The 26,644-nt window shown below is 71.5% G+C and carries 21 protein-coding genes; 16 read left to right on the top strand and 5 right to left on the bottom strand.

Going from position 1 to position 26,644, the window contains the following annotated elements; translation table 11 throughout:
- Window positions 1-170: 170 nt before the first annotated feature.
- From ACIBST_RS16945 to gatB, 5 genes are all read left to right on the top strand, one after another.
- Window positions 171-2,243, top strand: coding sequence for a putative bifunctional diguanylate cyclase/phosphodiesterase (locus tag ACIBST_RS16945; protein ID WP_397172556.1), 2,073 nt, complete (start codon window positions 171-173; stop codon window positions 2,241-2,243).
- 66 nt (window positions 2,244-2,309) lie between these two features.
- Window positions 2,310-3,749: an ATP-binding protein gene (locus ACIBST_RS16940; protein ID WP_397172554.1), complete on the top strand. Its 1,440-nt coding sequence runs from the start codon at window positions 2,310-2,312 to the stop codon at window positions 3,747-3,749.
- 97 nt (window positions 3,750-3,846) lie between these two features.
- Window positions 3,847-4,146 (top strand): Asp-tRNA(Asn)/Glu-tRNA(Gln) amidotransferase subunit GatC, encoded by a 300-nt coding sequence (gene gatC, locus ACIBST_RS16935; protein ID WP_101787882.1) that lies wholly within the window; start codon window positions 3,847-3,849, stop codon window positions 4,144-4,146.
- A complete protein-coding gene (gene gatA, locus ACIBST_RS16930; protein WP_397172552.1) occupies window positions 4,143-5,633 on the top strand; it encodes an Asp-tRNA(Asn)/Glu-tRNA(Gln) amidotransferase subunit GatA in 1,491 nt (496 codons plus the stop codon). The genes gatC and gatA overlap by 4 nt, the downstream gene beginning before the upstream one ends.
- A gap of 2 nt (window positions 5,634-5,635) precedes the next feature.
- Entirely contained in the window at window positions 5,636-7,123 is a 1,488-nt protein-coding gene (gene gatB, locus ACIBST_RS16925; RefSeq protein ID WP_397172594.1) for an Asp-tRNA(Asn)/Glu-tRNA(Gln) amidotransferase subunit GatB, read from the top strand.
- A 230-nt stretch (window positions 7,124-7,353) separates the two neighbouring features.
- Here gatB and ACIBST_RS16920 read toward each other — a convergent pair whose 3' ends face one another.
- Genes ACIBST_RS16920 through ACIBST_RS16910 form a run of 3 tightly spaced genes read right to left on the bottom strand, consistent with a single transcriptional unit; the run spans window position 7,354 to window position 10,335 of the window.
- Window positions 7,354-8,877, bottom strand: a complete 1,524-nt coding sequence (locus ACIBST_RS16920) for a tripartite tricarboxylate transporter permease (RefSeq protein ID WP_397172551.1) — start codon at window positions 8,875-8,877, stop codon at window positions 7,354-7,356.
- Window position 8,878: 1 nt separating this feature from the next.
- The gene (locus tag ACIBST_RS16915; protein ID WP_397172549.1) at window positions 8,879-9,364 is read right to left on the bottom strand and encodes a tripartite tricarboxylate transporter TctB family protein; all 486 of its coding nucleotides are present in this window, start codon (window positions 9,362-9,364) and stop codon (window positions 8,879-8,881) included.
- Window positions 9,364-10,335 carry a tripartite tricarboxylate transporter substrate binding protein gene (locus ACIBST_RS16910; RefSeq protein ID WP_397172548.1) on the bottom strand — a complete coding sequence of 324 codons (972 nt, stop codon included), beginning with the start codon at window positions 10,333-10,335 and terminating at the stop codon, window positions 9,364-9,366. The genes ACIBST_RS16915 and ACIBST_RS16910 overlap by 1 nt, the downstream gene beginning before the upstream one ends.
- 145 nt (window positions 10,336-10,480) lie before the next feature.
- On the opposite strand from ACIBST_RS16910, the gene ACIBST_RS16905 reads away from it, so the two are divergent.
- The 3 genes from ACIBST_RS16905 (at window position 10,481) to ACIBST_RS16895 (ending at window position 14,792) form a co-directional block, all read left to right on the top strand.
- On the top strand, window positions 10,481-12,046 hold the full coding sequence (locus ACIBST_RS16905) for an ATP-binding protein (protein WP_397172546.1): 1,566 nt from the start codon (window positions 10,481-10,483) through the stop codon (window positions 12,044-12,046).
- Window positions 12,043-12,705 (top strand): response regulator, encoded by a 663-nt coding sequence (locus tag ACIBST_RS16900; RefSeq protein WP_397172544.1) that lies wholly within the window; start codon window positions 12,043-12,045, stop codon window positions 12,703-12,705. Before ACIBST_RS16905 ends, ACIBST_RS16900 begins: the two co-directional genes overlap by 4 nt.
- Window positions 12,706-12,905: 200 nt before the next feature.
- Window positions 12,906-14,792, top strand: a complete 1,887-nt coding sequence (locus tag ACIBST_RS16895) for a VanW family protein (RefSeq protein WP_397172542.1) — start codon at window positions 12,906-12,908, stop codon at window positions 14,790-14,792.
- A gap of 108 nt (window positions 14,793-14,900) precedes the next feature.
- On the opposite strand, the gene ACIBST_RS16890 is transcribed toward ACIBST_RS16895, so the two are convergent.
- The gene (locus ACIBST_RS16890; protein ID WP_397172540.1) at window positions 14,901-16,016 is read right to left on the bottom strand and encodes a PQQ-dependent sugar dehydrogenase; all 1,116 of its coding nucleotides are present in this window, start codon (window positions 16,014-16,016) and stop codon (window positions 14,901-14,903) included.
- Window positions 16,017-16,132: 116 nt separating this feature from the next.
- On the opposite strand from ACIBST_RS16890, the gene ACIBST_RS16885 reads away from it, so the two are divergent.
- From ACIBST_RS16885 to ACIBST_RS16860, 6 genes are all read left to right on the top strand, one after another.
- Entirely contained in the window at window positions 16,133-16,951 is an 819-nt protein-coding gene (locus ACIBST_RS16885; protein ID WP_397172538.1) for a 2-hydroxyacid dehydrogenase, read from the top strand.
- A gap of 235 nt (window positions 16,952-17,186) precedes the next feature.
- Window positions 17,187-19,802 carry a putative bifunctional diguanylate cyclase/phosphodiesterase gene (locus tag ACIBST_RS16880; protein ID WP_397172537.1) on the top strand — a complete coding sequence of 872 codons (2,616 nt, stop codon included), beginning with the start codon at window positions 17,187-17,189 and terminating at the stop codon, window positions 19,800-19,802.
- A gap of 207 nt (window positions 19,803-20,009) precedes the next feature.
- Window positions 20,010-21,749 (top strand): acetolactate synthase large subunit, encoded by a 1,740-nt coding sequence (locus ACIBST_RS16875; protein ID WP_397172536.1) that lies wholly within the window; start codon window positions 20,010-20,012, stop codon window positions 21,747-21,749.
- Complete coding sequence (gene ilvN, locus ACIBST_RS16870) at window positions 21,742-22,266, top strand: acetolactate synthase small subunit (protein WP_397172534.1); 525 nt, start codon at window positions 21,742-21,744, stop codon at window positions 22,264-22,266. The genes ACIBST_RS16875 and ilvN overlap by 8 nt, the downstream gene beginning before the upstream one ends.
- 23 nt (window positions 22,267-22,289) lie before the next feature.
- Window positions 22,290-23,273, top strand: coding sequence for a ketol-acid reductoisomerase (gene ilvC / locus ACIBST_RS16865; protein WP_397172592.1), 984 nt, complete (start codon window positions 22,290-22,292; stop codon window positions 23,271-23,273).
- A 103-nt stretch (window positions 23,274-23,376) separates the two neighbouring features.
- Window positions 23,377-23,994, top strand: coding sequence for a class I SAM-dependent methyltransferase (locus tag ACIBST_RS16860; RefSeq protein ID WP_397172532.1), 618 nt, complete (start codon window positions 23,377-23,379; stop codon window positions 23,992-23,994).
- A gap of 163 nt (window positions 23,995-24,157) precedes the next feature.
- On the opposite strand, the gene ACIBST_RS16855 is transcribed toward ACIBST_RS16860, so the two are convergent.
- The gene (locus ACIBST_RS16855; RefSeq protein ID WP_397172530.1) at window positions 24,158-25,123 is read right to left on the bottom strand and encodes a DUF1275 family protein; all 966 of its coding nucleotides are present in this window, start codon (window positions 25,121-25,123) and stop codon (window positions 24,158-24,160) included.
- 124 nt (window positions 25,124-25,247) lie between these two features.
- Between ACIBST_RS16855 and map the strand changes: the two genes are divergently transcribed.
- Window positions 25,248-26,015, top strand: coding sequence for a type I methionyl aminopeptidase (gene map / locus ACIBST_RS16850; protein ID WP_397172528.1), 768 nt, complete (start codon window positions 25,248-25,250; stop codon window positions 26,013-26,015).
- 214 nt (window positions 26,016-26,229) lie between these two features.
- Window positions 26,230-26,499 carry a hypothetical protein gene (locus ACIBST_RS16845; protein ID WP_352318980.1) on the top strand — a complete coding sequence of 90 codons (270 nt, stop codon included), beginning with the start codon at window positions 26,230-26,232 and terminating at the stop codon, window positions 26,497-26,499.
- Window positions 26,500-26,644: the final 145 nt, after the last annotated feature.

The raw sequence follows: 26,644 nt of genomic DNA, 5'->3' as shown, positions 1-26,644 counted from the left end.
GGGCGGGCTGGGGATCACAGTCGTGTACGGACTGTCGATGGCCGCGCTACCCGTAGTGGTTTTTGGGTATATGTCGGAAAGGAGAAGTGACGGAACGTACGCGCTTGGTTTCGCGAAGTGGGGTGAAGGTCGTACCCTCCCATAGTGACCTAATGGGGGTTCTGTTACCGATGACTGACCCAACCGACACCCGTGACACCGGTCCACGCGTCGGCACGCCGCTCTGGGCGTTCCTCGCGGGCATCACCGTGATCGGCTTCACCGCGCTGATCGTGGCCATGCTCAGGCTGGATCCGTCCGCGCTGGCCGAGCTCGCCCGCACCCCGCTGTTCTGGGTGCTGGCGGTGCTGGTGATGCTGGGCGAGCTGCGGCCCGTCATGGTGTCCTCGGCGACCGCGGTCGGCGGCACCTACCCGTCGACCATGTTCACCTTCGCGGTGCTGCTGCACTTCGGGCTGTCCACCGCCGTGCTCATGCAGGCCGTCGCGATCGCCATGAACGGCGTCGTGACGCGCAAGGCGTGGCACCGGGTCATGTTCAACGTCGCCCAGTCCACCCTCGCGCTCACCGCCGCTGCCGTGGTGCTCGGGCTGTTCGGCGTCGTGCCGGGCCCGGCCGTGCCGTGGACGCCCACCGGGGCCGACCTGCCGGCGATAGCGCTGGCCGGGGTCGCCTACTTCGCCACCAGGGCCGCGCTCGTGTCCGGGGCGGTCGCCCTGCACGAGCGGCGCTCGATCGTCCGCGTGCTGCGGGTCACCGCCGGGCCGCAGGGGCTCGTCTACGCGGCGCTGCTGGGCCTCGCGCCGCTGGTCGTCGTGGTGATGGACCATTCGCCCGGCCTCGTGCCCCTCTTCGTCGCCCCCCTCGCCGCCGTCTACTTCACCGCCACGCTGTCCATGCGCCGCGACCACCAGGCCCTGCACGACGAGCTGACCGGCCTGCCCAACCGCAAGATGCTCATCGTCAGCACGGAGGAGGCGCTGGCCGAGTCCCGCCAGGACGAGCGGGTCGGGCTGTTCCTCCTCGACCTCGACCGGTTCAAGGAGGTCAACGACACGATGGGCCATCCGGTGGGCGACCGCCTGCTGCAGATGGTGGCCCACCGGCTGACCCACTCCGTGCGTCCGGGGGACGTGGTGGCCAGGCTCGGCGGCGACGAGTTCGCCGTGCTGCTGCCCTCGATCCGGGACGCCAACGCCGCCAGGGAGGTGGCCGCCAGGCTGCGGGCCGCCCTGACAGAGCCCGTACGCCTGGAGGGCATGAGCTTCGACCTCGACGGCTCGGTCGGCATCGCGCTCTTCCCCGACCACGCCCCCGACTTCGAGCTGCTGCTGCAACGCGCCGACGTGGCCATGTACCTGGCCAAGGAAGGGCGTACCGGGGTAGAGCTCTACCAGCCCGACAAAGACCGCAACTCGCCCGAACGGCTCAACCTGCTGGGCGACCTGCGCCGCGCCATCGACAACCGCGAGCTGCAACTGCACTACCAGCCCAAGGTCAGCCTGGCCGGCGGCGCGGTGACCGGGGTGGAGGCCCTGCTGCGCTGGTGCCATCCGGTGCACGGGCCGATCCCGCCGTCGGACTTCGTCCCGCTGGCCGAACAGACGTACCTGATGCGCCAGCTCACCGAGTACGTCATCGAGGCCGCGCTCGAACAGGCCGCCCGCTGGTGGCACACCGGCCTGCAGATGCAGATCTCGGTCAACATCTCCGCCCGCGACCTGCTCGACGCGGCGCTGCCCGAGCAGCTGGAGGTCGGCCTGACCCGGTACGGCCTGCCGCCCGCCGCCATCCAGCTGGAGGTCACCGAGCGCATCCTGACCGGCGACCAGGCCTACACCCAGGAGACCATCAAGGCGCTGGCCACGCTCGGCGTCCCGCTGTCCCTCGACGACTTCGGCACCGGCTACTCCTCGCTGATCAGGCTCCAGCGCCTGGCGGTCTCCGAGGTCAAGATCGACGCCTCGTTCGTCCGCCGCATCGCCGAGTCCGAGGACGACGACCGCATCGTCCGCTCGATCGTCGACCTGGTGCGCTCGCTCGGCCTGCGCTCGGTGGCCGAGGGCGTGGAGTCCGACGACGTCGCGCTGCGGCTGGCCGAGATGGGCTGCGACCTGGGCCAGGGCTGGCTGTTCTGCCAGCCCATGCCGGCCGCCGAGGCCACCGCCTGGCTCATGGGCCGCTGCGAGGTGGCGCCCGCGATCGAGGTCGGCTACCAGAGCGAGGTCACCCAGACGGCCTGAGTCGCTACAGAACTGTATTTCGTCGAAGTACACTTCGACGAAATACAGTTCGATGTCTAGGGCGCCTTGATCCCGAAGCCTGAACGGATCTTCGCGCGCGACTCCGAATGGGAGGCCCTGTCCGCCTTCGTCGAGCGTGTCGGGCCCCGGCCCCGGCTCGGCGTCGTCAGCGGCAGGCGCCGCCAGGGCAAGACGTTCCTGGTCGAGTCGCTCGCGCGCAAGACGGGCGGCTTCTATTTCGGCGCGACGGAGGGCACCCCGACCGAGTCGCTGAACCTGTTCGCCGCCGCTCTGGCCCGGTACGTGGGCGCTTCGGCACCGTTCCGCTTCACGACCTGGGACGAGGCGATCGGCCAGCTCTTCGCCGTCAGCGCCGAGCGCCGCGCTCTCATGGTGATCGACGAGTTCCCCTACCTCAGCAAGGCGTCGCCGGCCCTGCCCTCGATCATCCAGCAGGCCGTCGACCGGGCCGTCTTCGACGAAGTGCCGGCGTCCCTGCTGTTGTGCGGCTCGGCGATGTCCGTGATGGGCCGGCTCCTGGCGGGCAACGCGCCGTTGAGGGGGCGGGCTTCCATGGAACTCACGATCCGGCCGTTCGACTACCGCCTCGCCGCGCGGTACTGGGGGATCACTGATCCGCAGTTGGCCGTGAAGGTGCACGCGGTCGCCGGCGGGACCCCCGCGTACCTGCCCCTGGCCAACGACGACAGGCCGGAGAGCCTGGAGGACTTCGACGACTGGGTGCGGCGCACGGTGCTCTCGCCCTCGACCCCGCTCTTCAAGGAGGCCCGCTACCTTCTCGAGGAGGAGGCGGAGGTGCGGGACTCCGCCATGTACAAGTCCGTGCTGGCGGCCGTGGCCACCGGGAACGGCACCCGGGGCGGCATCGCGAGCTACGTGGGGCGCAAGGCGTCCGACATCGGCCATCACCTCAACGTGCTGGAGGACAGCAACCTGCTCCGCAGGGAGGTGGACGTCTTCCGCTCCTCGCGATCGGTCTACCGCGTGTGTGAGCCGCTCATCCACTTCTACGAGGTCGTGATGCGACCCCAGTGGGGGCCGCTGGAGAGCGGCCGGGCCGAGTTCGTGTGGCAGGACGGCCGGGCCGGTTTCCGCGACCAGGTGCTCGGCCCGCACTTCGAGGAGATGTGCCGTCAGTTCCACCTGCTGGAACCCGAGGTGCTGGGAGACTCACCGGGCGAGATCGGCGCGGGGATCGTCGTCGATCCCGTACGGCACGAGCAGATCCAGATCGACGTCGCGGTCTTCGCGCCCGCCATGCGCGGCGAGCGCAAGCGGGTGTTGTCGCTGGGCGAGGTGAAGTGGGGCAAGGTCATGGGGCCCCGGCACGTCGCCCGGCTCAGGAGGGCGCGGGACCTGCTCGACGCCAAGGGGTTCGACGTGCGGGACGCCAAACTGGTCTGCTACGGCGGAGCCGGATTCGAGGCATCGCCGGCCCAGGAGAGCGACGTGCTGACGATCGGCCTGGACCAGCTCTACGGATGAGTGTGTTTCCAGCGGGTTAAGGGTTCGGGCCTGCGGCGTCAAGCCCCCTAGGATGGCAGTGTCCCAAACTCCATCCACGAAACGGGTTCAACGACTCATGTCCGCCATAACCCGCGACGAGGTCGCGCACCTGGCCCGGTTGTCCAGGCTGGCGCTCACCGACGACGAGCTCGACCACTACGCCACCCAGCTCGATGCCATCATCGAGTCGGTCGCGAAGGTGGCCGAGGTCGCCGCCGAGGACGTGCCGCCTTCGTCGCACGCGCTTCCGCTGACCAATGTCTTCCGTGCCGACGAGGTGCGACAGTCCCTGACGCCTGAGCAGGCCCTTTCCGGCGCTCCCGCCGTCGAGGACGACCGCTTCCGTGTGCCGCGCATCCTCGGGGAGGAGGCATGAGTCTGATCCGCAAGACCGCCGCCGAGCTGGGCGCGATGATCGCCGCGGGCGACGTGTCGGCCGCCGAGGTGGCCGAGGCGCACCTCGACCGCATGGCCGAGGTGGAGCCCAAGGTCCAGGCGTTCCTGCACGTCGACCGGGAGACCACCCTTGAGCAGGCGCGGGCGGTCGACGCCCGGCTGCGTGCGGGCGAGAAGCTCGGGCCGCTGGCCGGGGTGCCGGTCGCGCACAAGGACATCTTCGCCACCCGCGACATGCCGACCACGGCCGGGTCCAAGATCCTCGAAGGCTGGCGGCCGCCGTACGACGCGACCGTGACCGCGCGCCTGCGCCAGGCCGGGCTGGTCATCCTCGGCAAGACGAATCTCGACGAGTTCGCCATGGGCTCCTCCACGGAGAACTCCGCCTACCACCCCACCCGCAACCCGTGGGACCTGGACCGGATCCCGGGCGGCTCGTCCGGCGGGTCCAGCGCGGCCGTCGCCGCGTACGAGGCGCCGCTGTCCACGGGCACCGACACCGGCGGCTCGATCCGGCAACCCGCCGCCGTCACCGGCATCGTGGGCATGAAGCCCACTTATGGCGGTTCGTCCCGGTACGGGCTGATCGCGTTCGCGAGCTCGCTCGACACGCCGGGGCCGTTCGCGCGGAACGTGCTCGACGCCGCGCTGCTGCAGGAGGCGTTCTCCGGGCACGACCCGATGGACTCCACCTCGGTCGACGCGCCGGTCCCGAGCGTCGTCGAGGCGGCCAGGAACCCCGACGTGTCCGGCATGCGCATCGGCGTGGTCAAGGAGTTCGCCGGCGAGGGCTACCAGCCGGGCGTGCTGGCCCGCTACCACGAGGTCGTCAAGCTGCTGGAGTCGCTGGGCGCCACGGTCGTCGAGGTGTCCTGCCCGTCGTTCACGACCGCGCTGCCGGCGTACTACCTGATCGCGCCGTCGGAGTGCTCGTCCAACCTGGCCCGTTTCGACGCCATGCGTTACGGCCTGCGCGTCGGCGACGACGGCACCCGCAGCGCCGAGGAGGTCATGGCGCTGACCAGGGCGGCCGGGTTCGGCCCCGAGGTCAAGCGGCGCATCATGCTGGGCACGTACGCGCTGTCCAGCGGCTACTACGACGCCTACTACGGCCAGGCGCAGAAGGTACGCACGGTCATCTCGCGCGAGTTCGAGGCGGCCTATGAGCAGGTCGACGTGCTGGTCTCGCCGACCACGCCGACGACGGCGTTCCGGCTGGGCGAGCGCACCGACGACCCGATGGCGATGTACCTCGCCGACCTGTGCACCATCCCGTCCAACCTCGCGGGCAACGCGGCCATCTCGGTGCCGTGCGGCCTGGCCGACGAGGACAACCTGCCGGTCGGCCTGCAGATCATGGCCCCGGTTCTGGCCGACGACCGTTGTTACCGCGTCGGCGCCGCCGTCGAGAAGGCCCTGGAGAGCCGCTGGGGCGGCCCGCTGCTGAAGGAGGCCCCGTCGCTATGACCATGGTCTATGACGAAGCGCTCGACAGGTTCGAGCCGGTGCTCGGGCTGGAGACGCACGTCGAGCTCGGCACCAAGTCGAAGATGTTCTGCGGCTGCAAGACCGCCTTCGGCGCCCCGGCCAACACCCAGGTCTGCCCGACCTGCCTGGCGCTGCCGGGTTCGCTGCCGGTGGCCAACGCCATGGCCATCGAGTCGACGATCCGCATCGGCCTGGCGCTGAACTGCTCGATCGCCGAATGGTGCCGCTTCGCCCGGAAGAACTACTTCTATCCGGACATGCCGAAGAACTACCAGATCTCCCAGTACGACGAGCCGCTCTGCTTCGACGGCTACGTCGACGTCGAGGTCAACGGCGAGACCGTGCGCATCGAGATCGAGCGCGTGCACCTGGAGGAGGACACCGGCAAGTCCACCCACGTGGGCGGCGCGACCGGGCGCATCCACGGGGCCGACTACTCGATCGTCGACTACAACCGCGCGGGCATCCCGCTGGTGGAGATCGTCACCAAGCCCATCCCGGGCACCGACCGGCTCGCGCCGGAGGTGGCCAGGGCGTACGTCACCGAGCTGCGCGAGATCATGCGCTCGCTCGGCGTGTCCGACGTGCGCATGGAGGAGGGCTCGCTGCGCTGCGACGTCAACGTCTCGCTCATGCCGCGCGGGGCGTCGGAGTGGGGCACCCGCACCGAGACCAAGAACGTCAACTCGCTGCGCAGCGTCGAGCGGGCGGTGCGCAGCGAGATCGAGCGCCAGGCGGGGGTCCTCGCCGAGGGCGGCAAGATCATCCAGGAGACGCGGCACTTCCACGAGGACACCGGCACCACCACGTCCGGCCGGTCCAAGGAGGAGGCCCAGGACTACCGGTACTTCCCGGAGCCCGACCTGGTGCCGATCGAGCCCGACCCGGCGTGGGTGGCCGAGCTGAAGGCGGCGCTGCCCGAGCTGCCGTCGGTCAAGCGCAAGCGGCTGCAGGCCGAGTGGGGTCTGTCCGACCTCGACATGCAGGCCATGCACAACGCCGACGCGATCGACCTGGTCGAGGCCACGGTCGCGGCCGGCGCCCCGGCGGCCGACGCGCGCAAGTGGTGGATGGGCGAGCTGGCGCGGCGCGCCAACGAGAGCGGCGTCGCGCTGGCCGAGCTGCCCATCACGCCCGGCCAGATCGCCAGGGTCACCGAGCTGGTGGCCTCGGGCGCGCTCAACGACAAGCTCGCCCGGGAGGTGCTCGAAGGCGTGCTGGCCGGTGAGGGCACGCCCGACGAGGTGGTCGAGGCGCGCGGCCTGCAGATCGTCAACGACGAGGGCGAGCTGTCGGCGATCATCGACCAGGTGCTGGCCGACAACGCGGACGCGGCCGAGAAGGTGCGGTCCGGGAAGGTCGCCGCCGCCGGTGCGCTGGTGGGCGGCGTGATGAAGGCCAGCCGCGGCAAGGCCGACGCGGCCCGCGCCCGGCAGCTCATCCTGGAGAAGCTGGGCGTCTCGGAGTAGGCGCGGTTCATCCGCGGGGCCCCTGGCGGTCCCGCGGATCCGCGCACGTGCGGCGGAGCCCTGGTGGTCCCGCCGATCCGGACATATCGGCGGGGCCACCGAGGGGCCACCGAGGGGCCACCAAGGGGCCACCGAAGGGGCGCCGAAGGGGCGCCGTGCCTTCCGCGTGTCGTGCCGGCGGAAGGCGGGTCCCAAGAACCACCGGGCGACGTTCCCGGCGGGCGGGCCGGTCAGTCCTCGCGTGACACGGGTGTGACCGCATCGACGCCCCGGCGTGCCATCAGCCGCCGCAACACCGGCGTGAGCAGCGCGAGCAGGGCCAGGGCGAGGAGCACGGCGGCGATCGGGCTGCGGACCAGCACCCCCACGTCGCCCGCGCCGATGGCGAGCGCGCGACGGAGCTGGATCTCGGCCATCGGCCCGAGGATCATGCCGATCACCGCGGGCGCGACGGGCAGGCCGAAGCGGCGCATGGAGAACCCGAGCAGGCCGAGGACGTACAGGACGAACAGGTCCACGACGGTGCCGTTCAGGGCGTAGACGCCGAGCGCGGCGAACAGCACGATCCCGGCGTACAGGTACGGCCGGGGGATGCGCAGGACGCGGGCCCACAGCGGCGCCAGCGGCAGGTTCAGCACGAGCAGCATCGTGTTGCCGACGAACAGCGAGGCGATCATCGCCCACACCAGCGCCGGGTTGTGGTCGAAGAGCTGCGGGCCGGGCTGGAGGCCGTACTGCTGGAAGGCGGCCAGCAGGATGGCGGCCGTGGCCGACGTGGGCAGGCCCAGCGTGAGCAGCGGGACCAGGGTCCCGGCGGCCGAGGCGTTGTTGGCCGCCTCCGGGCCCGCGACGCCCTCGATGGCGCCCTTGCCGTACTCCTCCTTGGCGATGCCCTTGGCCAGGCGCTTCTCGGCCGCGTACGACAGGAACGTGGGGATCTCCGCACCTCCGCCGGGCAGCGCGCCGAACGGGAACCCGAGCGCGGTCCCGCGCAGCCACGGCAGCCAGGAGCGCCGCCAGTCGGCGCGGCCCATCCACGCCCGGCCCACGGGCACCACCTCGGGGGCGGCGTGCCGCAGCCGGGAGGCCACGTACAGGGCCTCGCCGACCGCGAACAGGCCGACCGCGACGATCACCACGTCGATGCCGTCGAGCAGTTGCGGGACGCCCAGCGTGAGCCGCGCCTGACCGGTCTGCTGGTCGATGCCGATCAGCCCGATCACCAGCCCCAGCCCGAGGGAGGCCAGCCCGCGCACGACCGAGCGGGACAGCACCGACGACACGGCGGTGAAGGCCAGGATCGCCAGCGCGAAGTAGTCCTCGGGACCGAACGAGATCGCGAAGCTCACCACGGCGGGCGCGGCCACCACCAGCAGCGCGGTGGCGATCGTGCCCGCCACGAACGACCCGACCGCCGCCGTGGCCAGGGCCTGCGCCGCCCGCCCGCGCCTGGCCATCTTGTTGCCCTCCAGGGCGGTGATCATGGAGGACGACTCGCCGGGCGTGTTGAGCAGGATGGAGGTGGTCGAGCCGCCGTACATGCCGCCGTAGTAGATGCCGGCGAACATGATGAACGCGCTGGCCGGCGGCACGGTGAAGGTGATCGGCAGCAGCAGCGCCACGGTCATCGCGGGCCCGATGCCGGGCAGCACGCCGACCAGGGTGCCGAGGGTGACGCCGATCAGGGCGTACAGGAGGTTGACGGGGGTGAGGGCGGCGGCGAAGCCGTCCATGAGGAGCTGGAACGAGCCCATCTCAGATCACCCCGCCCAGCGGGCCGGCCGGCAGCGAGACGCCGAGCCCCTTGACGAACAGCAGGTACGTCGTCACGCCGAGGACCACGGCCACCACGGCGGCCCGCAGCTTGTGCTCGGCCCCGAGCACGACCGACAGGCCGAAGAACAGCAGGCTCGCGCCGATGACCCAGCCCAGCACGTCGAGGAGCGTGGCGAAGGCCAGGAAGACGCCGCTGACCAGGCCGACGCTGCGCCAGTCGGTGGGCGCGTCCGCGTCCACGTCCTCGCTCTCCTCGGGGTCGCCGGCGCCGCCGCGCAGCACGTCGATCACGTAGAACAGACCGATCAGCACCATGGCCGCGCCGACCAGCATGGGGAAGAAGCGCGGCCCGAGGCCGAGCTGGGAGGCCGCGGCCGAGACGTCGAGCGTGCCGACCATCACGAATACGCCCAGCCCGAGCACCACGACCGCCAGCCCGAGTTCGGGCCGCCACCGGCGAGCCATCAGGACACGAGCCCCATTTCGGCGATGATGCCCTTGACCTTGGTCTCCTCGGACTTCAGGTAGTCGGCGAACTGCTGCCCGGTCTGGAAGGAGTCGATCCAGCCGTTCTTGGCGACGGCGTCCTTCCAGGGCTGGGAGTCGTGCATCTTGGTGACCAGGTCGGTGAGGGACTTCCTGGCGGCGTCGTCCAGGCCGCCGGGGGCGACGAAGCCGCGCCAGTTGGCCAGCTCGACGTCAAGGCCGCCCTCCTTCAGCGTCGGCGCGTCGAGGCCGGCCACCCGCGAGCCGCTGCTGACGGCCAGCGCCCGCAGCTTGCCGGACTTCACGTGCTCGGCGAACTCGCCGACGCCCGAGATGCCCGCGCTGACCTTGCTGCCCAGCAGCGCGTTCAGCGCCTCGCCGCCGCCGGAGTGGGCGATGTAGTTGACCTGCTTGGGGTCCACGCCCGCGGCCTTGGCCATCAGCCCGGCCACGATGTGGTCGGTGCCGCCCGCCGAGCCGCCCGCGACGGAGACCTTCGCCGGGTCGGCCTTCCACGCGGCGACCAGGTCGGCCAGCGTCTTGAACGGGGAGTCGGCCGGGACCACGACGATCTCGTACTCCTCGGTCAGCTTGGCGATGGGGGTGGTCTCGGCCAGGGTGACCTTCGACTTGTTCTGCTCTATCGCGCCCACCATGACCAGGCCCATGGTCATCAGCAGGTTGCCGTTGCCCTTCTCGCCGGCGAGCTGGGCCAGGCCGATCGTGCCGCCCGCGCCCGGCACGTTGTAGACCTCGACCTTGCGCTTGGGGTCGGCCGTCTTGAGCGCCTGCTCGGCCGTGCGGGCGGTCTGGTCCCAGCCGCCGCCGGCCGCCGCGGGGGCCATGATCCGCAGGGAGCCGTCGCCGCCGGAGGCGCCGGTCTCGCCGCAGCCGGACAGGGCGGCGACGGAGAGTGCCGCCAGGGCGGCGGCGAATACGCGCAAGCGCATGATCACTCCAAGGGGGGATTCGCACAGTCGTTGGCCTGCGATGGTGATGCCCGTTCCCCGCCTGGTCGAGGCTTTGGGCGATTGCCGTCATAGTGGTCGTATTGGTCGCGACCTGGCCGTGACCTGGCTTTGTTTCCATGTGGGCGTGCGCAGGGTTACCGACGCCCCCCTCGGCACCCAGTTGTTCGTGCTCCAGATGGTGATCGTGCTGCTCGCCGTCGGCGGCACGGCAGGCGTGTGGGCGGGGCACACGAGGGAGCAGCTCGACGCGCTGCACCAGCAGCGCGCCCTGGCCATCGCCCAGTCGGTGGCCGCCCTTCCGCAGGTGCGCGACGCCTTCCGGCTGGAGAACCCGGAGTCGGTGCTGCAACCGCTGGCGCTCAGCGTCCAGCACGAGACCGGAGCCGACTACGTGGCCATCGCCAACGCCGAGCAGAAGCGCTACGCCCATCCCAACGCCGCCCTGATCGGCAAGCGGCTGTCCACCGACGGCACCGCGGTCCTGCGTACGGGCCGGAGCTGGGTCGGCACCGAGACGGGCACGATCGGCACCACGGTCCGGGGCAAGACCCCCATCCGCGACGAATACGGCAACGTCATCGGCCTGGTGTCGGTCGGCGTGCTCCAGACCACGGTCACCGGCCAGCTCGGGGGCGCGCTGCCGCCGCTGATCTGGACCGCGCTGGCCGTGCTGCTGGCCGGCCTGGCGCTGGCCGCACTGATCACCGCCCGGGTGCGCAGGCAGACGTTCGGGCTGGAGCCGCGCGAGATCGCCGCGCTGCTGGAGCAGCGCGAGGGCGTGCTGCACGGCGTGAAGGAGGGCGTGCTCGCCCTCGACCTGGCCGGACGGGTCACGCTGGTCAACGACGCGGCCCGCGACCTGCTCGGCGACCTCGGGACCGACGTGACGAGCATGCCGGTCTCCGAGCGCATGCGCGACGTGCTGACCGGCGCCGACCCGGGCGAGGACCGCGTGGTGCTGCACGGCGAGCGCGTGCTGGTGCTCAACAGGACCCCGGTCGCGGTACGCGGCCGGCACCGCGGCTGGGTCGTCACCCTGCGCGACCGCACCGAGCTGGTCCGCCTGGCCCGCGAGCTGGACGACACCAGCAGCGCCACCGAGGCCCTGCGCGCCCAGGCCCACGAGTTCGCCAACCGCATGCACACCGTCGTCGGCCTGCTGGAGCTCGGCGAGCACGAGGCCGCGATCGGCTTCATCACCCGCACCACGGCCGGCGCGTACGCCACCGGCCTGCGCGAACGCGTCCAGGACCCCACGCTGGCCGCGCTGCTGCTGGCCAAGTCGGCGGAGGCGGCCGAGCGCGGGGCGCGGCTGGTGCTGGCCGAGGACTCCGCCGTGCCGGAGGGCGCGCTCGGCGACCCGCAGGACGCCGTCCTGGTGGTCGGGAACCTGGTCGCCAACGCGATCGACGCGCTCGACGGCGCGGGCGGCACGATCGAGGTCTCGGTCGTGGCCGACGCCGAGGGCCTGCACGTCCGCGTCGGCGACTCGGGGCCCGGCATCACCCCCGAGCTGGTGGAGGAGGTCTTCAGGGAGGGGTTCACGACGAAGGCCGCCCTGTCGGGGCCGCGCGGCCTGGGCCTGGCGCTGACCCGGCAGGCGTGCCTGCGCCGCGGCGGCTGGGTCCGGGTGCGCAACGCCGGCGGCGCCGTCTTCACCGCCCTGCTGCCCGCCGAGGCCCGGGCGTGAACGACGTACGGGTCCTGGTGGTGGACGACGACTTCATGGTCGCCCGGATCCACAGCGGGTACGTCGCCCGCGTGCCCGGCTTCGAGGTCGTCGCCGTGGCGCACACCGGGGCCGACGCGCTCGCCGCCGTGGCCGAGCTCCGGCCCGACCTGGTGCTGCTCGACATCTACCTGCCCGACCTGTCCGGCCTGGAGGTGCTCAAGGCCATCGACGACGTGGACGTCCTGATGATCAGCGCCGCCCGCGACGTCGCCACGGTCAGGGAGGCCATGCGCGGCGGCGCGGTCAACTACCTGATCAAGCCGTTCACCGCCGCCGCGCTCACCGAACGCCTGCGCCAGTACGCCGACACCCGCAGGCGGCTCACCGCCATCGGCCCCCAGGCCCGCCAGGACGACGTGGACCGCCTGTTCGGCGCGCCCCAGCAGCCCGTCCCGGTGCCCAAGGGCCTGTCGCCGGCCACCTGCGCGCTGGTGGCGCAGGCGCTGCGCGAGGCCGGGCGCGACCTGTCGGCCGCCGAGACGGCCGAGCTCACGGGCCTGTCGAGGGTGAGCGCGCGGCGGTACCTGGAGCACCTGTGCGCGTCCGGCCGGGCCGAGCTCCACCCCAGGTACGGCACCGCCGGACGGCCGGAACATCGCTACCGGTGGCTAGGTTGACACACTTCCGTATTCGTTTCTGGTGACATAGTCGGATACTCGTGCCTTACTGTTGCCTGAGACTTGGCTGCGGACCGGGAGGAGATTGAGGCGTGCGAAACGCCGGACCGATCGAATCACCGACGGACCCGTTCGCCTCGGTGCCGATGCCCACGTCGGGTGTCTCCAAGAAGCCGCGGATCGAAGGATTACCTCCGGGCGTGTCCCGTGACATCTTCGGCCCGCAGGACCAGCAGGAGCCCCGGCCGGCCCCAGGACCGAGCGCGCCCGGCGGTCAGACCGGGGGCGCGCTGCCACCGAAGGCGCCGCCCGCGCAGCCGTGGCCGATGAAGGACAAGGACCCCGCCGGACCCGCCCCCGTGTTCGGGGGGAGCGGCGGCGACCGGTCGCCCGCCTTCGAGCCGGAGCCCGTCCGCCGGCGCCGCCTGCTGCCCGGGGTGCTGGTGCTGGTGCTCGTCCTGGCCACGCTGGCGTACGTGGTGCCGGCCGTGATGATGTCGGGAGCCGTGCTGCGCGGCACCCGGGTGGGCGGCGTGGAGATCGGCGGCCTGACCGTCACCCAGGCGGCCGACAAGCTGCGCACCGAGCTGGGCCCCAGGCTCAGCCGGCCGGTCACGGTGAACATCAACGGCAAGAAGGACACCGTCCAGCCCGACGAGGCCGGCCTCGAACTCGACGTGGTCGGCACCATCGGCCAGGCCCCCAGCGGCTTCCCCGGCCCGGTCGAGGTCTGGCGCGGCCTGACCGGCACGACCGACGTCCCGCCCAAGATCACCATCGACTCCTCCCAGCTCACCAGGACCGTCGAGGGCCTGGCGGAAGGCGTGGACAAGCAGGCCCGCGAGGGCAGGGTGACCTTCTCGGGGCTGGAGCCCAAGGCCCGCATGCCCGAGGAGGGCGTGCTCCTCGACCGCGACGACGCCGTGCGCCGGATCGGCGAGGCGTTCCTGCGCGGCGGCGGCGCCGTGGTGCTCTCCATGCGCCCGGCCAAGCCCGCCACCTCGGCCGAGAGCGTAGAGTCGGCCCTGGCCGCGGCCAGGAAGGCCGTCTCCGCGCCCGTCACGCTGACCCTTGCCGGCAAGCAGGCCCAGCTCACCCCCGCCATGATCGCCGCCCACCTGACCTACGTGCCGGACGGCGACGGCGGGCTCGTCCCCGAGTTCGACGCCGAGGCCGCGCTCGCGCCGGTGGAGAACAGCCTCGTGGACGCCACCCAGCAGCCGCGCGACGCGACGTACCAGATCGTCGGCGACAAGCCGGTGCTGGTGCCCGCGCGCAAGGGCCGCGGCGTGAACGCCAAGCTGCTGGCCCGCGACGTCGAGAAGCTGCTCGCCTCCACGGGCCCGCGGACCGTCGAGGTCAAGCTGGGCGTGGTCACCCCGGAGGTCACCACGAGCCAGATCCGCGGCCTCGGCATCAAGGAGAACGTCGGCACCTTCAGCACGACCTTCGACTGCTGCCCGCCGCGCGTCACCAACATCCGCCGCATGGCCCAGGAGCTCGACGGCAGGCTGGTCAAGCCGGGCGAGACGCTCTCGCTCAACGAGGTGACCGGCGAGCGCACGATCGAGGACGGCTACGTCCGGGCCGGCCAGATCGTCGGCGGCCGGATGGTGGACATCGTCGGCGGCGGCGTCTCCCAGTTCGCCACCACCATGTACAACGCGGCCTTCCTCGGCGGCTTCGACCTGGTCGAGCACGAGCCCATGGACTACTACGCGCCCTCCTACCCGGCCGGGCGCGACGTGGCGCTGCTCTACCCCGACCGCGACCTCAAGTGGCGCAACGACTCCGAGTACGGCGTGCTGATCAAGACCGCCACCACCGCCACGACGGTCAGCGTCACCCTGTGGAGCACCAAGCGGTACGACAAGGTCGAGGCGGTCGAGTCCGAGCGGCGCGACTTCAAGCCGTTCGGCCGGGCGACCAGCGCCGAGCCGGGCTGCGTGCCCGCCACCGGCCAGCAGGGCTTCACGATCGACGTCACCCGCGTGTTCCACAAGGACGGCGAGATCGTGAAGAAGGACAAGAAACTGGTCACCAAGTACCGGCCGCAGACCGCACTCACCTGTGGCACGGCCGGCTAGGCCAGTACGCCCAGGCCGGCACGCCCAGGCCGGCACGCCCAGGCCGGCACGCCCAGGCCGGCACGCCCAGGCCGGCACGCCCAGGCCGGCACGCCCAGGCCAGTGCGGCTAGGACGTGGCGACCGCCAGGATCCGGTCGTCGCCGGGGCGCGGTGAGCCGCGGCCGTCCTTGTTGCTGGTGCTCACCCACAGGCCGCCGCCGGGCGCCGCGGTGACCGCGCGCAGCCTGCCGTAGCGGCCGGCGTAGTGGGCCACGGGCGCGCCCGGCGAGCCGTCCCGGGCCAGCGGCACCTGCCACAGCCGCTGGCCGCGCAGCGTGCCCACCCACAGGGCGCCGTCCGCGTACGCCATGCCGGACGGGGACGCCTCGCCGGTGGACCAGGTGACGATGGGGTTGACGAACCTGGCGTCCTTCCCCTTGCCCTCGACCACCGGCCAGCCGTAGTTGGCGCCCGGCCGGACCAGGTTGATCTCGTCGTAGGTGTCGGCGCCGAACTCGGAGGCGTACAGGCGGCCCGCGGTGTCCCAGGCCAGGCCCTGGACGTTGCGGTGGCCGTAGCTGTAGACGAGCGTGCCGAACGGGTTGCCGGGGGCGGGGGCGCCGTCCACGGTCATGCGCAGGATCTTGCCGCCGAGCGAGTCGCGCCGCTGGGCCAGGCCGCGGTCGCCGGTCTCGCCGGTGGTGGCGTACAGGTAGCCGTCGGGGCCGACGGCGAGCCGGCCGCCGTTGTGGATGCCGCCCTTGGGGATGCCCTGCACGAGGAGCCGCTCGTCGGACAGACCGCCGGAGCCGTCGCCGCCGAGCCGGTAGCGGACGATCCGGTTGTCCTGCTCGGCGGTGTAGTACAGGAAGACCTGCCGGTCCTTGACCGCCACGCCCAGCAGGCCGCCCTCGCCGCCGGGCCGCGCGTCGGCGATCCGGGCGACCTCGGTGACCCTGCCCGCCGGGGTGACGCGCAGCAGCCTGGCGGTGTCCCGCTCGGTGACCAGGGCGTCCCCGCCGGGCAGGAACGCGATCGCCCACGGCACGGCCAGGCCGGTCGCCACGTCCTTGGGCGCGCGGGGCGCCCTGGCCGTCGGTACCGAGGCCGTCGGGGCCGCCGGGGTGGAGGCCGCCGGGGCGGGGGCCGTCGGGTCCGCGGCCGTCGGCGCCTGGCCGCCGGCCGAGCAGGCGGGGAGCGCGGCCAGGAGCACGATCGTCCAGAGCTTCCTCATGTGTTCCATACTTCCCCGCGGGTCGTAAGGTTCTCGGCATGAAGATCTGGGTTCCGTCCGAAGCGGCGGCGGATGTCCTGTCTGACATTCCAGGCGTCGAATGCACTGTCTACGATGGCTCGGCCATGCCGGACGGCGTCGAGGACGTCGAGGTCTGGATCCCGCCGCTGGTCGTGGTGCCCGACGTGCCGGGGACGCTGGCGCGGATGCGCTCGCTGCGGCTGGTGCAGACCGTCACCGCGGGGGTGGAGCCGTACCGGCCGCACCTGCCCGCAGGGGTGGTGCTGTGCAACGCCCGCGGCGTGCACGACGCCGGCACCGCCGAGTGGGCGGTCGGCGCGATGATCGCGGTGCTCAGGGAGTTCCCCGGGTTCACCGACGCCCAGCGCCGCGGCGAGTGGACCTACCACCACACCGGCGTGCTGGCCGACTCCACCGTGCTCATCGTCGGCCACGGGTCCATCGGCGCGGCGGTCGAGCGGCGGCTGAGCGGCTTCGAGGTCGAGGTCGTCCGGGTGGCCAGGAGCGCGCGCGAGGGCGTGCACGCGATGGAGGAGCTGCCCGCGCTGCTGCCGTCGGCCGACGTCGTGGTCCTGCTCGTGCCCGCCACGCCCGACACCGCGGGCATGGTCGACGCCGCCTTCCTGGCCCGCATGAAGGACGGCGCCGTCCTGGTCAACGCGGCCAGGGGCGGCGTGGTCGACACCGAAGCCCTGATCGCCGAGCTCAAAACCGGTAGGCTACGCGCCGCGCTCGACGTCACCGCGCCCGAGCCGCTGCCGGAGGGCCACCCCCTTTGGAGCGCTCCGGGCGTGCTGATCACGCCGCACATCGCGGGCAGCACCCCCGCCTCCGTGCGGCGCACGCTCCGGCTGATCCGCGAGCAGCTCGGGCGCTACCTCGCAGGTGAAGAGTTGATCAACGTCATTACCGACTCGTATTGAGAGGATCCCGGAACGTGGCTGGTCCGTGACCTTTCGTGCGTACGGTGGCGTCTGCAGGGAGTTCCTGACTCGCTGTCAAGGAACTCTTGGCGGAAATTGGTCTGTGTGGTTATCAGATCGGTGACGACATCGGCGTTGTCACCACCCGCGCATCCGCGACCGCACACACTGGCGATGTGACCGCCGGGCTTCGGCGGTCACTGGTGCAGGGTTCAAGACAGGATGGGCAACGACTGTGATCCGCTGGCGTGATCCACGGGCGCCGCTGGCCGCCGCAGGGGCGGCCGGAGTGGTGGCGTTCGCCGCCGCGCTCCTCGCGGGCGGGCCGGCCGTGCTGACCGGTGCCGTGGCGGGCGGTGTGGCGGCCCTGGTCGCCGCAGCCTCGCTGCTGGTGGCCTCGGTCAGGTCGGCCGAACACCGCTCGACGGCGATGGCCGCGCGCTGGATGGGCGGCGGCGCCGTCGTGTGGCTCGCAGGCGTGGCGCTCCGCGCGGTCGCCACCAGCTTCGTCGTCAGCTTCGCCGACCTGTTCGTCCTGCTCGGCACCGTGATCATCGCGGGCGGCGCGCTGATCGCCGCCGACCGCAGGTTCCCGGCCAAGGTCGTGTTGAGGCATCTCACGGACGCGTACCTGTGCGCGGCCTCGCTCTTCCTCATCGGCTGGGTGGTGGCGCTGCGCCACTACTACGAGGACGCCGGCGACGCGCCCACGTTCACGTTCGCCATGGTGCCGCCGATGATCGCGTTGCTCGTCACCTGCGGGGTGATCCCCTCGGTGCTCACCAGCCGGGCCGGCTCCTGGCTGCTCGGCCTGGCCGGGGTGGGCGTGCTGGCCACCATGACCGTCGGCGGCCTGTCGGCCGCCATGGCCCGCCTGGCCGGCGACGCGCCGCCCATGTGGACCGTCATGCTCGTGCCCGTCGCGCTGCTGCTGCTGGCCGCCGTGCCCTGGGGGCCGCGGGCGCGGCCGGTCGGCGGTCCGGTCGTGCGCAACGTGGTCGCGATGATGCCGCTCGCGCTCGTCGCCGTGGCCGCCTGCACGCTGCTGGCCCACCTGGCGGGATCCCGGGCCGCGCAGCCGGTGACCGGCGTCGTGGTGGTCGCGGTCTCCGTGGTGCTGCTCCTGCTCGTACGCCTGTTCGTGCTCTCGGCGGCGTCCATCCGGCTGCGCGGCCTGGTCTCGCTGGGCGAGCGGCAGCTCAGGGAGCTGGCCGAGAGCACCGGCGACGTGGTGCTGCTGTGCGACTACGAGGGCGTCGTCCACGAGATCGGCGCCGGCGTCGAGGTCACGTACGGCTACCCGCCCGAGGAGCTGGTCGGCGGCTCGATCTTCGACTACATCCACCCCGAGGACGTCCCGGGCATCCAGGCCGCGATGCGGGCCATGACCACCGACGAGGAGGGCGCCGCGCCGGGCGCCTGCATGATCGCCTGCCGGGTGCGCGCCGCCGACGGCACCTGGCGGCCCACCGAGTCCGTCGCCACCCGCCACATCGGCGGCGACGACCTCATGCTCGTCACCACCCGCGACGTCAGCGACGAGGAGGCCCTGCGCAACCAGGTCGCCCACCTGACCTTCCACGACGGCGTCACCGGGCTGCCCAACCGCGCCTACTTCGAGGAGCGCACCCGCGAGGTGCTGTCCGGCCGCACGTCCGGCAACGTCGCGGTGATCTTCCTCGACCTCGACGGGTTCACCTCCGTCAACGACTCGGTGGGGCACGCCAGCGGCGACTACCTGCTCGGCCAGGCCGCCCGGCGGCTGCGCGGGGCCGTCCGCGCCGACGACACGCTGGCCCGGTGGGGCGGCGACGAGTTCGCCGTGCTCGTGGAGACCGGCGGCGACGCCCAGATGGCCGTGGACATGGCCGAGCGCCTGGTGCGCGCGGTCTCCCAGGAGCCGTTCCGGGTGGCCGACCGCGACGTGGCGCTGACCGCGAGCGTGGGCGTGGCCTTCACCGAGGACGGCCTGCCCGCCGGCGACCTCATGCGCAACGCCGATGTGGCGATGGCGCGTTCCAAGGAGCTGGGCGGGCGGCGGGTCGAGGTGTTCGCCGCCCAGATGCACGCCGACGTGGTGCGCCGCCTGGAGCTGGCCGCCGACCTGCAGCGGGCGCTCATCGAGCAGCAGTTCGCCATCGAGTACCAGCCCGTGGTCGACCTGGCCACGTCCCGGGTGACCGCGGTCGAGGCGCTGGTGCGGTGGTGGCGCGGCTCGGTGTTCGTGCCGCCCGAGCAGTTCCTCGGCCCGGCCGAGGACACCGGGCTGATCGTGCCGCTGAGCGAGTGGATCCTGCGCGAGGCGTGCCGCGAGGTGGCGTCCTGGCGGGCCTCGTCCTGGGACATCGGCCTGTCGCTCAACCTGTCGGCCCGGCAGATCACCGCGCCCCGCTTCGTCGAGACCGTCGAGCAGGCGCTGGCCGAGAGCGGCCTGCCCGCCTCCGCGCTCACCCTTGAGGTGATCGAGGAGATGCTCGTCGAGGACGCCGAGGAGACCATCAGGCGGCTGTCGGAGCTGCGCGCGCTGGGCGTGCGGCTGGCGATCGACGACTTCGGCACCGGCTACGCCTCGCTGGCCTTCCTCCGGCAGCTCCCGGTCGACATGATCAAGATCGACCCGTCGTTCGTGTCGGGGCTCGGCCGGGACGACACGCTGACCCTGCTCACCCGTACGATCGTGCGACTGGGCCACGACCTCGGGCTCACCGTGGTGGCCGAGGGCATCGAACGGCCCGAGCAGCTTGAGCTGCTGCGCGAGATGGGCTGCACCAGGGGGCAGGGTTTCCTGGTCGCGCGTCCCATGGCGGCCCGCGGAGTGGACAGTCTGATGCGGACGAGTCTCACCGTTTGAGACTCGCGTCCCGCCAAGTTGACATCGGGGCGTTCTGAGCGGCTATGGTGTAAGCCATGCTTCGCAGTGAGATTCTCGTAGTACTTCGCCGGCGCGCAGGCCGATAGCGAAGCACTCCGACCTGCGCGCCGCCCCAGACCCACCCCCGCCGGTGGGAAGGGGCATTTTTTATGTCCTTAAGTGAGTAGCCACGCAAGGAACGAGCCGATGACCGAACGGATGACAGGTGCACAGGCCCTGGTGAGGGCGCTGGAGCACGTGGGAGTCGACACCGTGTTCGGGATCCCGGGCGGCGCGATTCTGCCCGCCTACGATCCCCTCTACGACTCGACCAAGGTCCGGCACGTGCTTGTACGGCACGAGCAGGGCGCCGGCCACGCGGCCGAGGGTTACGCGCAGGCCACCGGCAAGGTCGGGGTCTGCATGGCGACCAGCGGCCCCGGGGCCACCAACCTGGTGACGCCGATCGCCGACGCCTTCATGGACTCGGTGCCGATCGTGGCGATCACCGGCCAGGTCGCCGCGCCGATGATCGGCACGGACGCGTTCCAGGAAGCCGACATCTCCGGCATCACCATGCCGATCACGAAGCACAACTTCCTGATCACCGATCCCGCGGACATCCCGCGCACGATCATGGAGGCGTTCCACATCGCCTCGACCGGCCGTCCGGGGCCGGTGCTGGTGGACATCTCCAAGGACGCGTTGCAGGCCCAGACCACCTTCAGCTGGCCGCCCGTCATGCAGCTGCCGGGCTACCGCCCGGTCACCAGGCCGCACTCCAAGCAGATCCGCGAGGCCGCCAAGCTGATCGCCGAGTCCCAGCGGCCCGTCCTGTACGTCGGCGGCGGCGTGCACAAGGCCGGCGCGTCGGCCGAGCTGCTGCAGCTCGCCGAGCTGACCGGCATCCCGGTCGTCACCACCCTGATGGCCCGTGGCACGTTCCCGGACAGCCACCCCCAGCACATGGGCATGCCGGGCATGCACGGTAGCGTCTCGGCCGTGGGCGCGCTGCAGAGATCCGACCTGATCATCGGGCTGGGCGTGCGCTTCGACGACCGGGTGACCGGCAACCTGGCCTCGTTCGCGCCGCACGCCAAGGTCGTGCACGCCGACATCGACCCCGCCGAGATCTCCAAGAACCGGCACGCCGACGTGCCCATCGTCGGCGACTGCAAGGAGGTCATCAGCGACCTCGTCGGCGCGATCCAGGCCGCCGGCCAGAAGGGCGACTACACCGACTGGTGGACCGTCCTGAACGGCTACAAGGAGACCTACCCGCTGGGCTACGAGACCTTCGAGGACGGCACGCTGGCCCCCCAGTACGTGATGGAGCGGCTGAGCGCCATCGCCGGGCCCGACGCCTACTACGTGTCCGGGGTCGGCCAGCACCAGATGTGGGCCGCGCAGTTCATCGACTACGAGAACCCCGGGACGTTCATCAACTCCGGCGGCCTCGGCACGATGGGCTTCGCCGTCCCGGCCGCCATGGGGGCGAAGATGGGCCGGCCGGAGGCCACGGTGTGGGCCATCGACGGCGACGGCTGCTTCCAGATGACCAACCAGGAGCTGGCCACCTGCGCCCTGGAGGGCGTGCCGGTCAAGATCGCCGTCATCAACAACGGCAACCTCGGCATGGTCCGCCAGTGGCAGACGCTCTTCTACGAGGAGCGGTACTCCAACACCGACCTGCAGACCGCGCGTCGCATCCCCGACTTCGTCAAGCTGGCGGAGGCCTATGGTTGTGTGGGCCTGAGGTGCGAGCGCGCCGAGGACGTCGACGCGACCATCAGGAAGGCCATGGAGATCAACGACGTGCCGGTCGTGATCGACTTCGTCGTCCACCAGGACGCCATGGTCTGGCCCATGGTCGCCGCCGGCACCAGCAACGACGACATCAAGATCGCCCGTGACATGGCGCCGAAGTGGGAGAACGAGGATGAGTAGACACACGTTGTCCGTGCTTGTCGAGAACAAGCCGGGTGTTCTCGCGCGTGTCTCCGCACTGTTCAGCAGGCGGGGGTTCAACATCGACTCGCTCGCCGTCGGGCCCACCGAGCACGACGACATCTCGCGCATCACGATCGTGGTGAGCGTCGAGGAACTGCCCCTTGAGCAGGTCACCAAGCAGCTCAACAAGCTGGTCAACGTCCTGAAGATCGTCGAACTGGACCCCACGCAGTCGGTTCAGCGCGAGCTCATGCTGATCAAGGTCAAGGCCGACGCCGAGAACCGGTCGCACGTTCTTGAACTGGTCAACCTCTTCCGCGCCCGCTGCGTGGACGTCGCGGCGGACGCGGTGACCATCGAGGTCACCGGCACTCCCGACAAGCTTGAGGCGTTCGTCAAGGTCCTTGAGCCGTTCGGGATCAAAGAACTCGTCCAGTCGGGCATGGTGGCCATCGGCCGCGGCGCCCGTTCCATCACAGACCGGTCCCTCAGGGCACTGGACCGTACCGCCTGAAAGGTTTTATTCAAGTGACCGAGATCTACTACGACGACCAGGCCGACCTGTCGATCATCCAGGGGCGTCACGTGGCCGTGCTGGGGTACGGCAGCCAGGGCCACGCCCACGCGCTCTCCCTGCGTGACTCCGGCGTCGACGTGCGCGTCGGCCTTCCCGAGGGCTCCAAGAGCCGCGAGAAGGCGGAGAACGACGGGCTGCGGGTCGTCACCCCGGCCGAGGCGGTGGAGGAGGCCAACCTCACCATGATCCTCGCGCCGGACCACATCCAGCGCCACCTGTACGCCGAGCACGTCGCCCCCAACCTCGTCGAGGGGGACGCGCTCTTCTTCGGCCACGGCCTCAACATCCGCTACGGCCTCATCGAGGCGCCCGAGGGCGTCGACGTCTGCATGGTCGCCCCGAAGGGCCCGGGCCACCTGGTCCGCCGCCAGTTCGAGGCCGGCCGCGGCGTCCCGTGTCTCGTCGCGGTCGAGAAGGACGCCTCCGGCAAGGCCCTCGACCTGGCGCTGTCGTACGCCAAGGGCATCGGCGGCACCCGCGCCGGCGCGCTGCGCACCACCTTCACCGAGGAGACCGAGACCGACCTGTTCGGCGAGCAGGCCGTGCTGTGCGGCGGCGTCTCCGAGCTGATCAAGGCGGGCTTCGAGACCCTCATCGAGGCCGGCTACCAGCCCGAGGTCGCCTACTTCGAGTGCCTCCACGAGATGAAGCTCATCGTCGACCTCATGTACGAGGGCGGCATCTCCAAGATGTACTGGTCGGTCTCCGACACCGCCGAGTACGGCGGTTACACCCGCGGCCCGCGCGTCATCACCGACGAGACCCGTCAGGAGATGCGCCGCATCCTCGGCGAGATCCAGGACGGCACCTTCGCCCGTCAGCTCGTCGAGGAGTTCGACGGCGGCCAGAAGGAGTTCACGCGTCACCGCGAGGAGCTGGTCGAGAACCCGATCGAGAAGACGGGTGCGAAGCTGCGTCCGATGATGAGCTGGCTGAAGGGCTGACCTTTCGCCGTACGTCGCCCGTCCGCTGCACGGTCAGCGGGCGGGCGATGCTTTTCGCCCGTTTTCGGGGGGTTCTCCGGCGAGGCGATGGCATGATGCCAGGATGCCTTTCGATCACAACGATCACTACCACCCGGCGATGGCGCGGCTCGTGCCCGACGGGGCCCGGACGGCGCTCGACGTCGGCTGCGGCACCGGCCGGTTCGCGCGGCGGCTGGCGGGCCTCGGGATCGAGGTCGACGCGGTCGATCCGGCGCCCGAGGTGATCGAGGCCGCCTCGTCGGCGCCGGTGAGCGGGGTCCGGTTCCTGTGCGCCGACGTCACGCGCATGGAGCTGCCCGCGGGGCGCTACGACTACATCTCCTGCCTGGCCAGCCTGCACCACATGCCGTTCGGGACCGTGGCCGCCTTCCGGGACGCGCTGGCGCCCGGCGGGGTGCTGGCCGTCCTCGGCTGCTACGCCGAGCGGACGGCCGCCGACTTCGCGTGGAGCCTGGCCGCCATACCGGTGAACGCGGCGGCCCGGGTGGTGGTGGCGGCGGGGGAGCGCGCGGGCGGGGCGCGTGCCGGGTCCGTGCCCGCGCCGGTGCGGCCGCCGGACATGTCCTTCGAAGAGGTACGGCGGGAAGCGGCGTCCCTGCTGCCCGGCTTCTCCCTACGCAGGCTGCTCTTCTGGCGCTACCTCCTCACCTACCGCAAACCCACCGACCCATCGGGCTGACATGCCTGAAGGTGCGCCGCCTGGGGTTCCTGGGCTGAGCTGTCTCAAGGCGTGCCGTTCCTGGGCTGAGCTGCCGAGGCGTGCTGCCTGGGGGCTGACCTGTCGCAAGGCGCGCCCTGTCCGGGGTGCGGTGCTGGGTTGCCGCAGGAGGGCCGCCTCCCCGCTACCGGGGCGGCCCGCCGTTGGGGGGCGATTCTGTGCGGTGGGTCGTGGTGAGGGCCCAGGCGGCGGTGGCCGCCGCGACCGTGGCCGGGGCGATGAACGGGGTGACGGCGGCGTGCACGCGCAGCGCCGCGGCCGCGGCGACGGCGCCAGAGGCCACGCAGAGCACCACCCCCAGCGGGCGCAGCATCCCCGAGCGCGGGCCGACCGCCCGGCCCGCCAGGCTGGTCAGCGTGCCCGTGACGTAGGTCGTGGACAGCCCGGGACCGCCCGCCCAGCGCGTGACCGCGCTCTGCAGGCCCATCGCCGTTCCCGAGGCGGCGATCAGCGCCGGATGCGGCAGCACGCGCGCCGTCCATCCGGCCGCCACCATCACCAGCAGCGCCAACTCCGCCAGCAGCACCACCAGCGGACGCACAGGCACCCCCACCGGCGCCCCCACCGGCCCCGCCGCAGGATCCCGGCCCTGCGCCTCCGCGTGTTCCCCGTCGGGTCCCTCCGCGGGCTCGCGGGCCTGCGCCTCCGCGCGTCCCCGGTCCGGCCCTTCCGCCGGTTCCCTGCTCCGGGCCCTCGCGGGCTCCTGCGCCCGGTCGTTGTCCGGGGCCGTCGCGGGTTCCTGAGCCTGGGGCTGCGCCAGGTCCGGGGGCGGCGTGGGCTCGTGGGGCTGGGGGTTTGCCGGGGCGCGGGCGGGTGGGGTGGTGGTTTGTGGGGATGGGGGAGCGCGGCCTGCGGGGGTGGTGCCGCGTAGCAGGATGAAGCCGATCGCCAGGCCGAGGCAGAACGTGGTCAGGGCGATTCCCGAGCGGATGACGTGCGAGGTGTCGCCGGTGCCGAGCGCCAGGCCGAGCAGGACGACGTTGCCGGTCATGTTCGCGGTGAACACCTGTCCGAGCGCGAGAAAGCTCAGCGCGTCGACGGCCCCAGCCGCGAGCGCCAGAGCGAGCATGGAGAACCGTCCGAAACGCATACTCTGAGCACTATAACGATTACTCTGGGTGATTAGTCAACCGGCCGGCGGGATGGCTGCGAGCTCCCGGGAAGCGTGATAATAATACCGGTATAGTTATCGCGCCGAAGGCTGGGAGGCCGCTGTGATCACGCTCAAGACCGCCGGGGAGATCGACGCCATGCGGGAGGCCGGCCGCGTCGTGGCCAACGTGCACGCCGCCGTCCGGGAGCGGGCCGCCGCCGGGGTGTCGCTGCTGCAGCTCGACGAGGTGGCCCGCGAGGTCATGCACGAGGCCGGGGCGCGGTCGTCGTTCCTCGGCTACCACCCGTCGTTCGGGGCGATGCCGTACCCGGGGGTGGTGTGCACGTCCGTGAACGGGGTCATGCTGCACGGGTTGCCGACGCCGTACCGGCTGCGCGAGGGCGACGTGCTGAGCGTGGACTTCGGCGCGCACATCGACGGCTGGCACGCCGACGGCGCGGTCACCTTCACCGTCGGTCCCGGCCGGGCCGACGACCTCAAGCTCATCCGGGTGGCCGAGGAGACGCTGGCGGCGGGCATCGCGGCCGCCGTGCCGGGGGGCCGGATGGGCGACATCGGCCACGCGATGTCGCTGGTCGGCCGCGGCGCCGGCTACGGCATGCAGAACGACTTCGGCGGTCACGGCATCGGCCGGGCCATGCACGAGTCGCCGTTCGTGCCCAACGAGGCCCGTCCCGGTCGCGGCCTGCGACTTCGCCCCGGACTGGTGATCGCCATCGAGCCGAGCCTGATGGCGGGCGGCGACGACGAGTACGTCATGGCCGAGGACGGCTGGTCGGTGTGCTCGGCCGACGGCAGCAGGAGCGCCCACGTCGAGCACACGGTGGCCATCACCGCTGACGGTCCGGTGGTTCTCACCCTTCCCTGACGCCTCCCGTCAGTGCGCGGTCACGGCTGGCCCGGATATTCCTCTGCCGCGTACACCGATCGGTCAAGAACGGCGCGCTGTGTCACCCCTTCGCTCAAGCGGCGTATTTTCGCTGGTAAAGACAGAAATACCGGCGTTTGTTGAAAGAGGGCCTAGGGCAAATCTCCTCCCGATAGCTACGGAGAGTAGTCGATAGGTATCAAGGAGAATCGATATGTTCAGACAAGGGCTCATCCTGGCCGGGCTCGTCGGCGGGATGGTCATGGTCGGCGGCTCCGCTCTAGCGGCGACCCCTCACATGGCCTTCGTCCCTCACTCCGACGAGGACCCGGGCCGGGTTCTCTTCGTCTGCGGTGACGAGAACATCTTCGCCCGTGGCGAGGTCGACAACAGCACCAGCGGCGTGCTCGTCCTCGAGACCGGCGACATCCTGAGCCAGATCCTCGGCATCAAGAGCAAAGACACGAAGTGCGCCGTCAGCTGAAGTCATTCCTCAGCGGCTGAACTGCGCGACTAAGGGGCCTGCCCACTGGGGCAGGCCCCTTTGTCGTGTCTTTTCGGGTCCCGCAAAAAAAAGGGGGGCGGGCCCGGCCGCGGTCCGGTGTGCGGGGGGACGTGCGGCGCGGGCC

Source organism: Nonomuraea sp. NPDC049684, assembly GCF_044465345.1.
Taxonomy (GTDB): domain Bacteria; phylum Actinomycetota; class Actinomycetes; order Streptosporangiales; family Streptosporangiaceae; genus Nonomuraea.
Note: the sequence above shows the minus strand (reverse complement) of the source record. Positions and strands in the feature narration are given on the sequence as shown.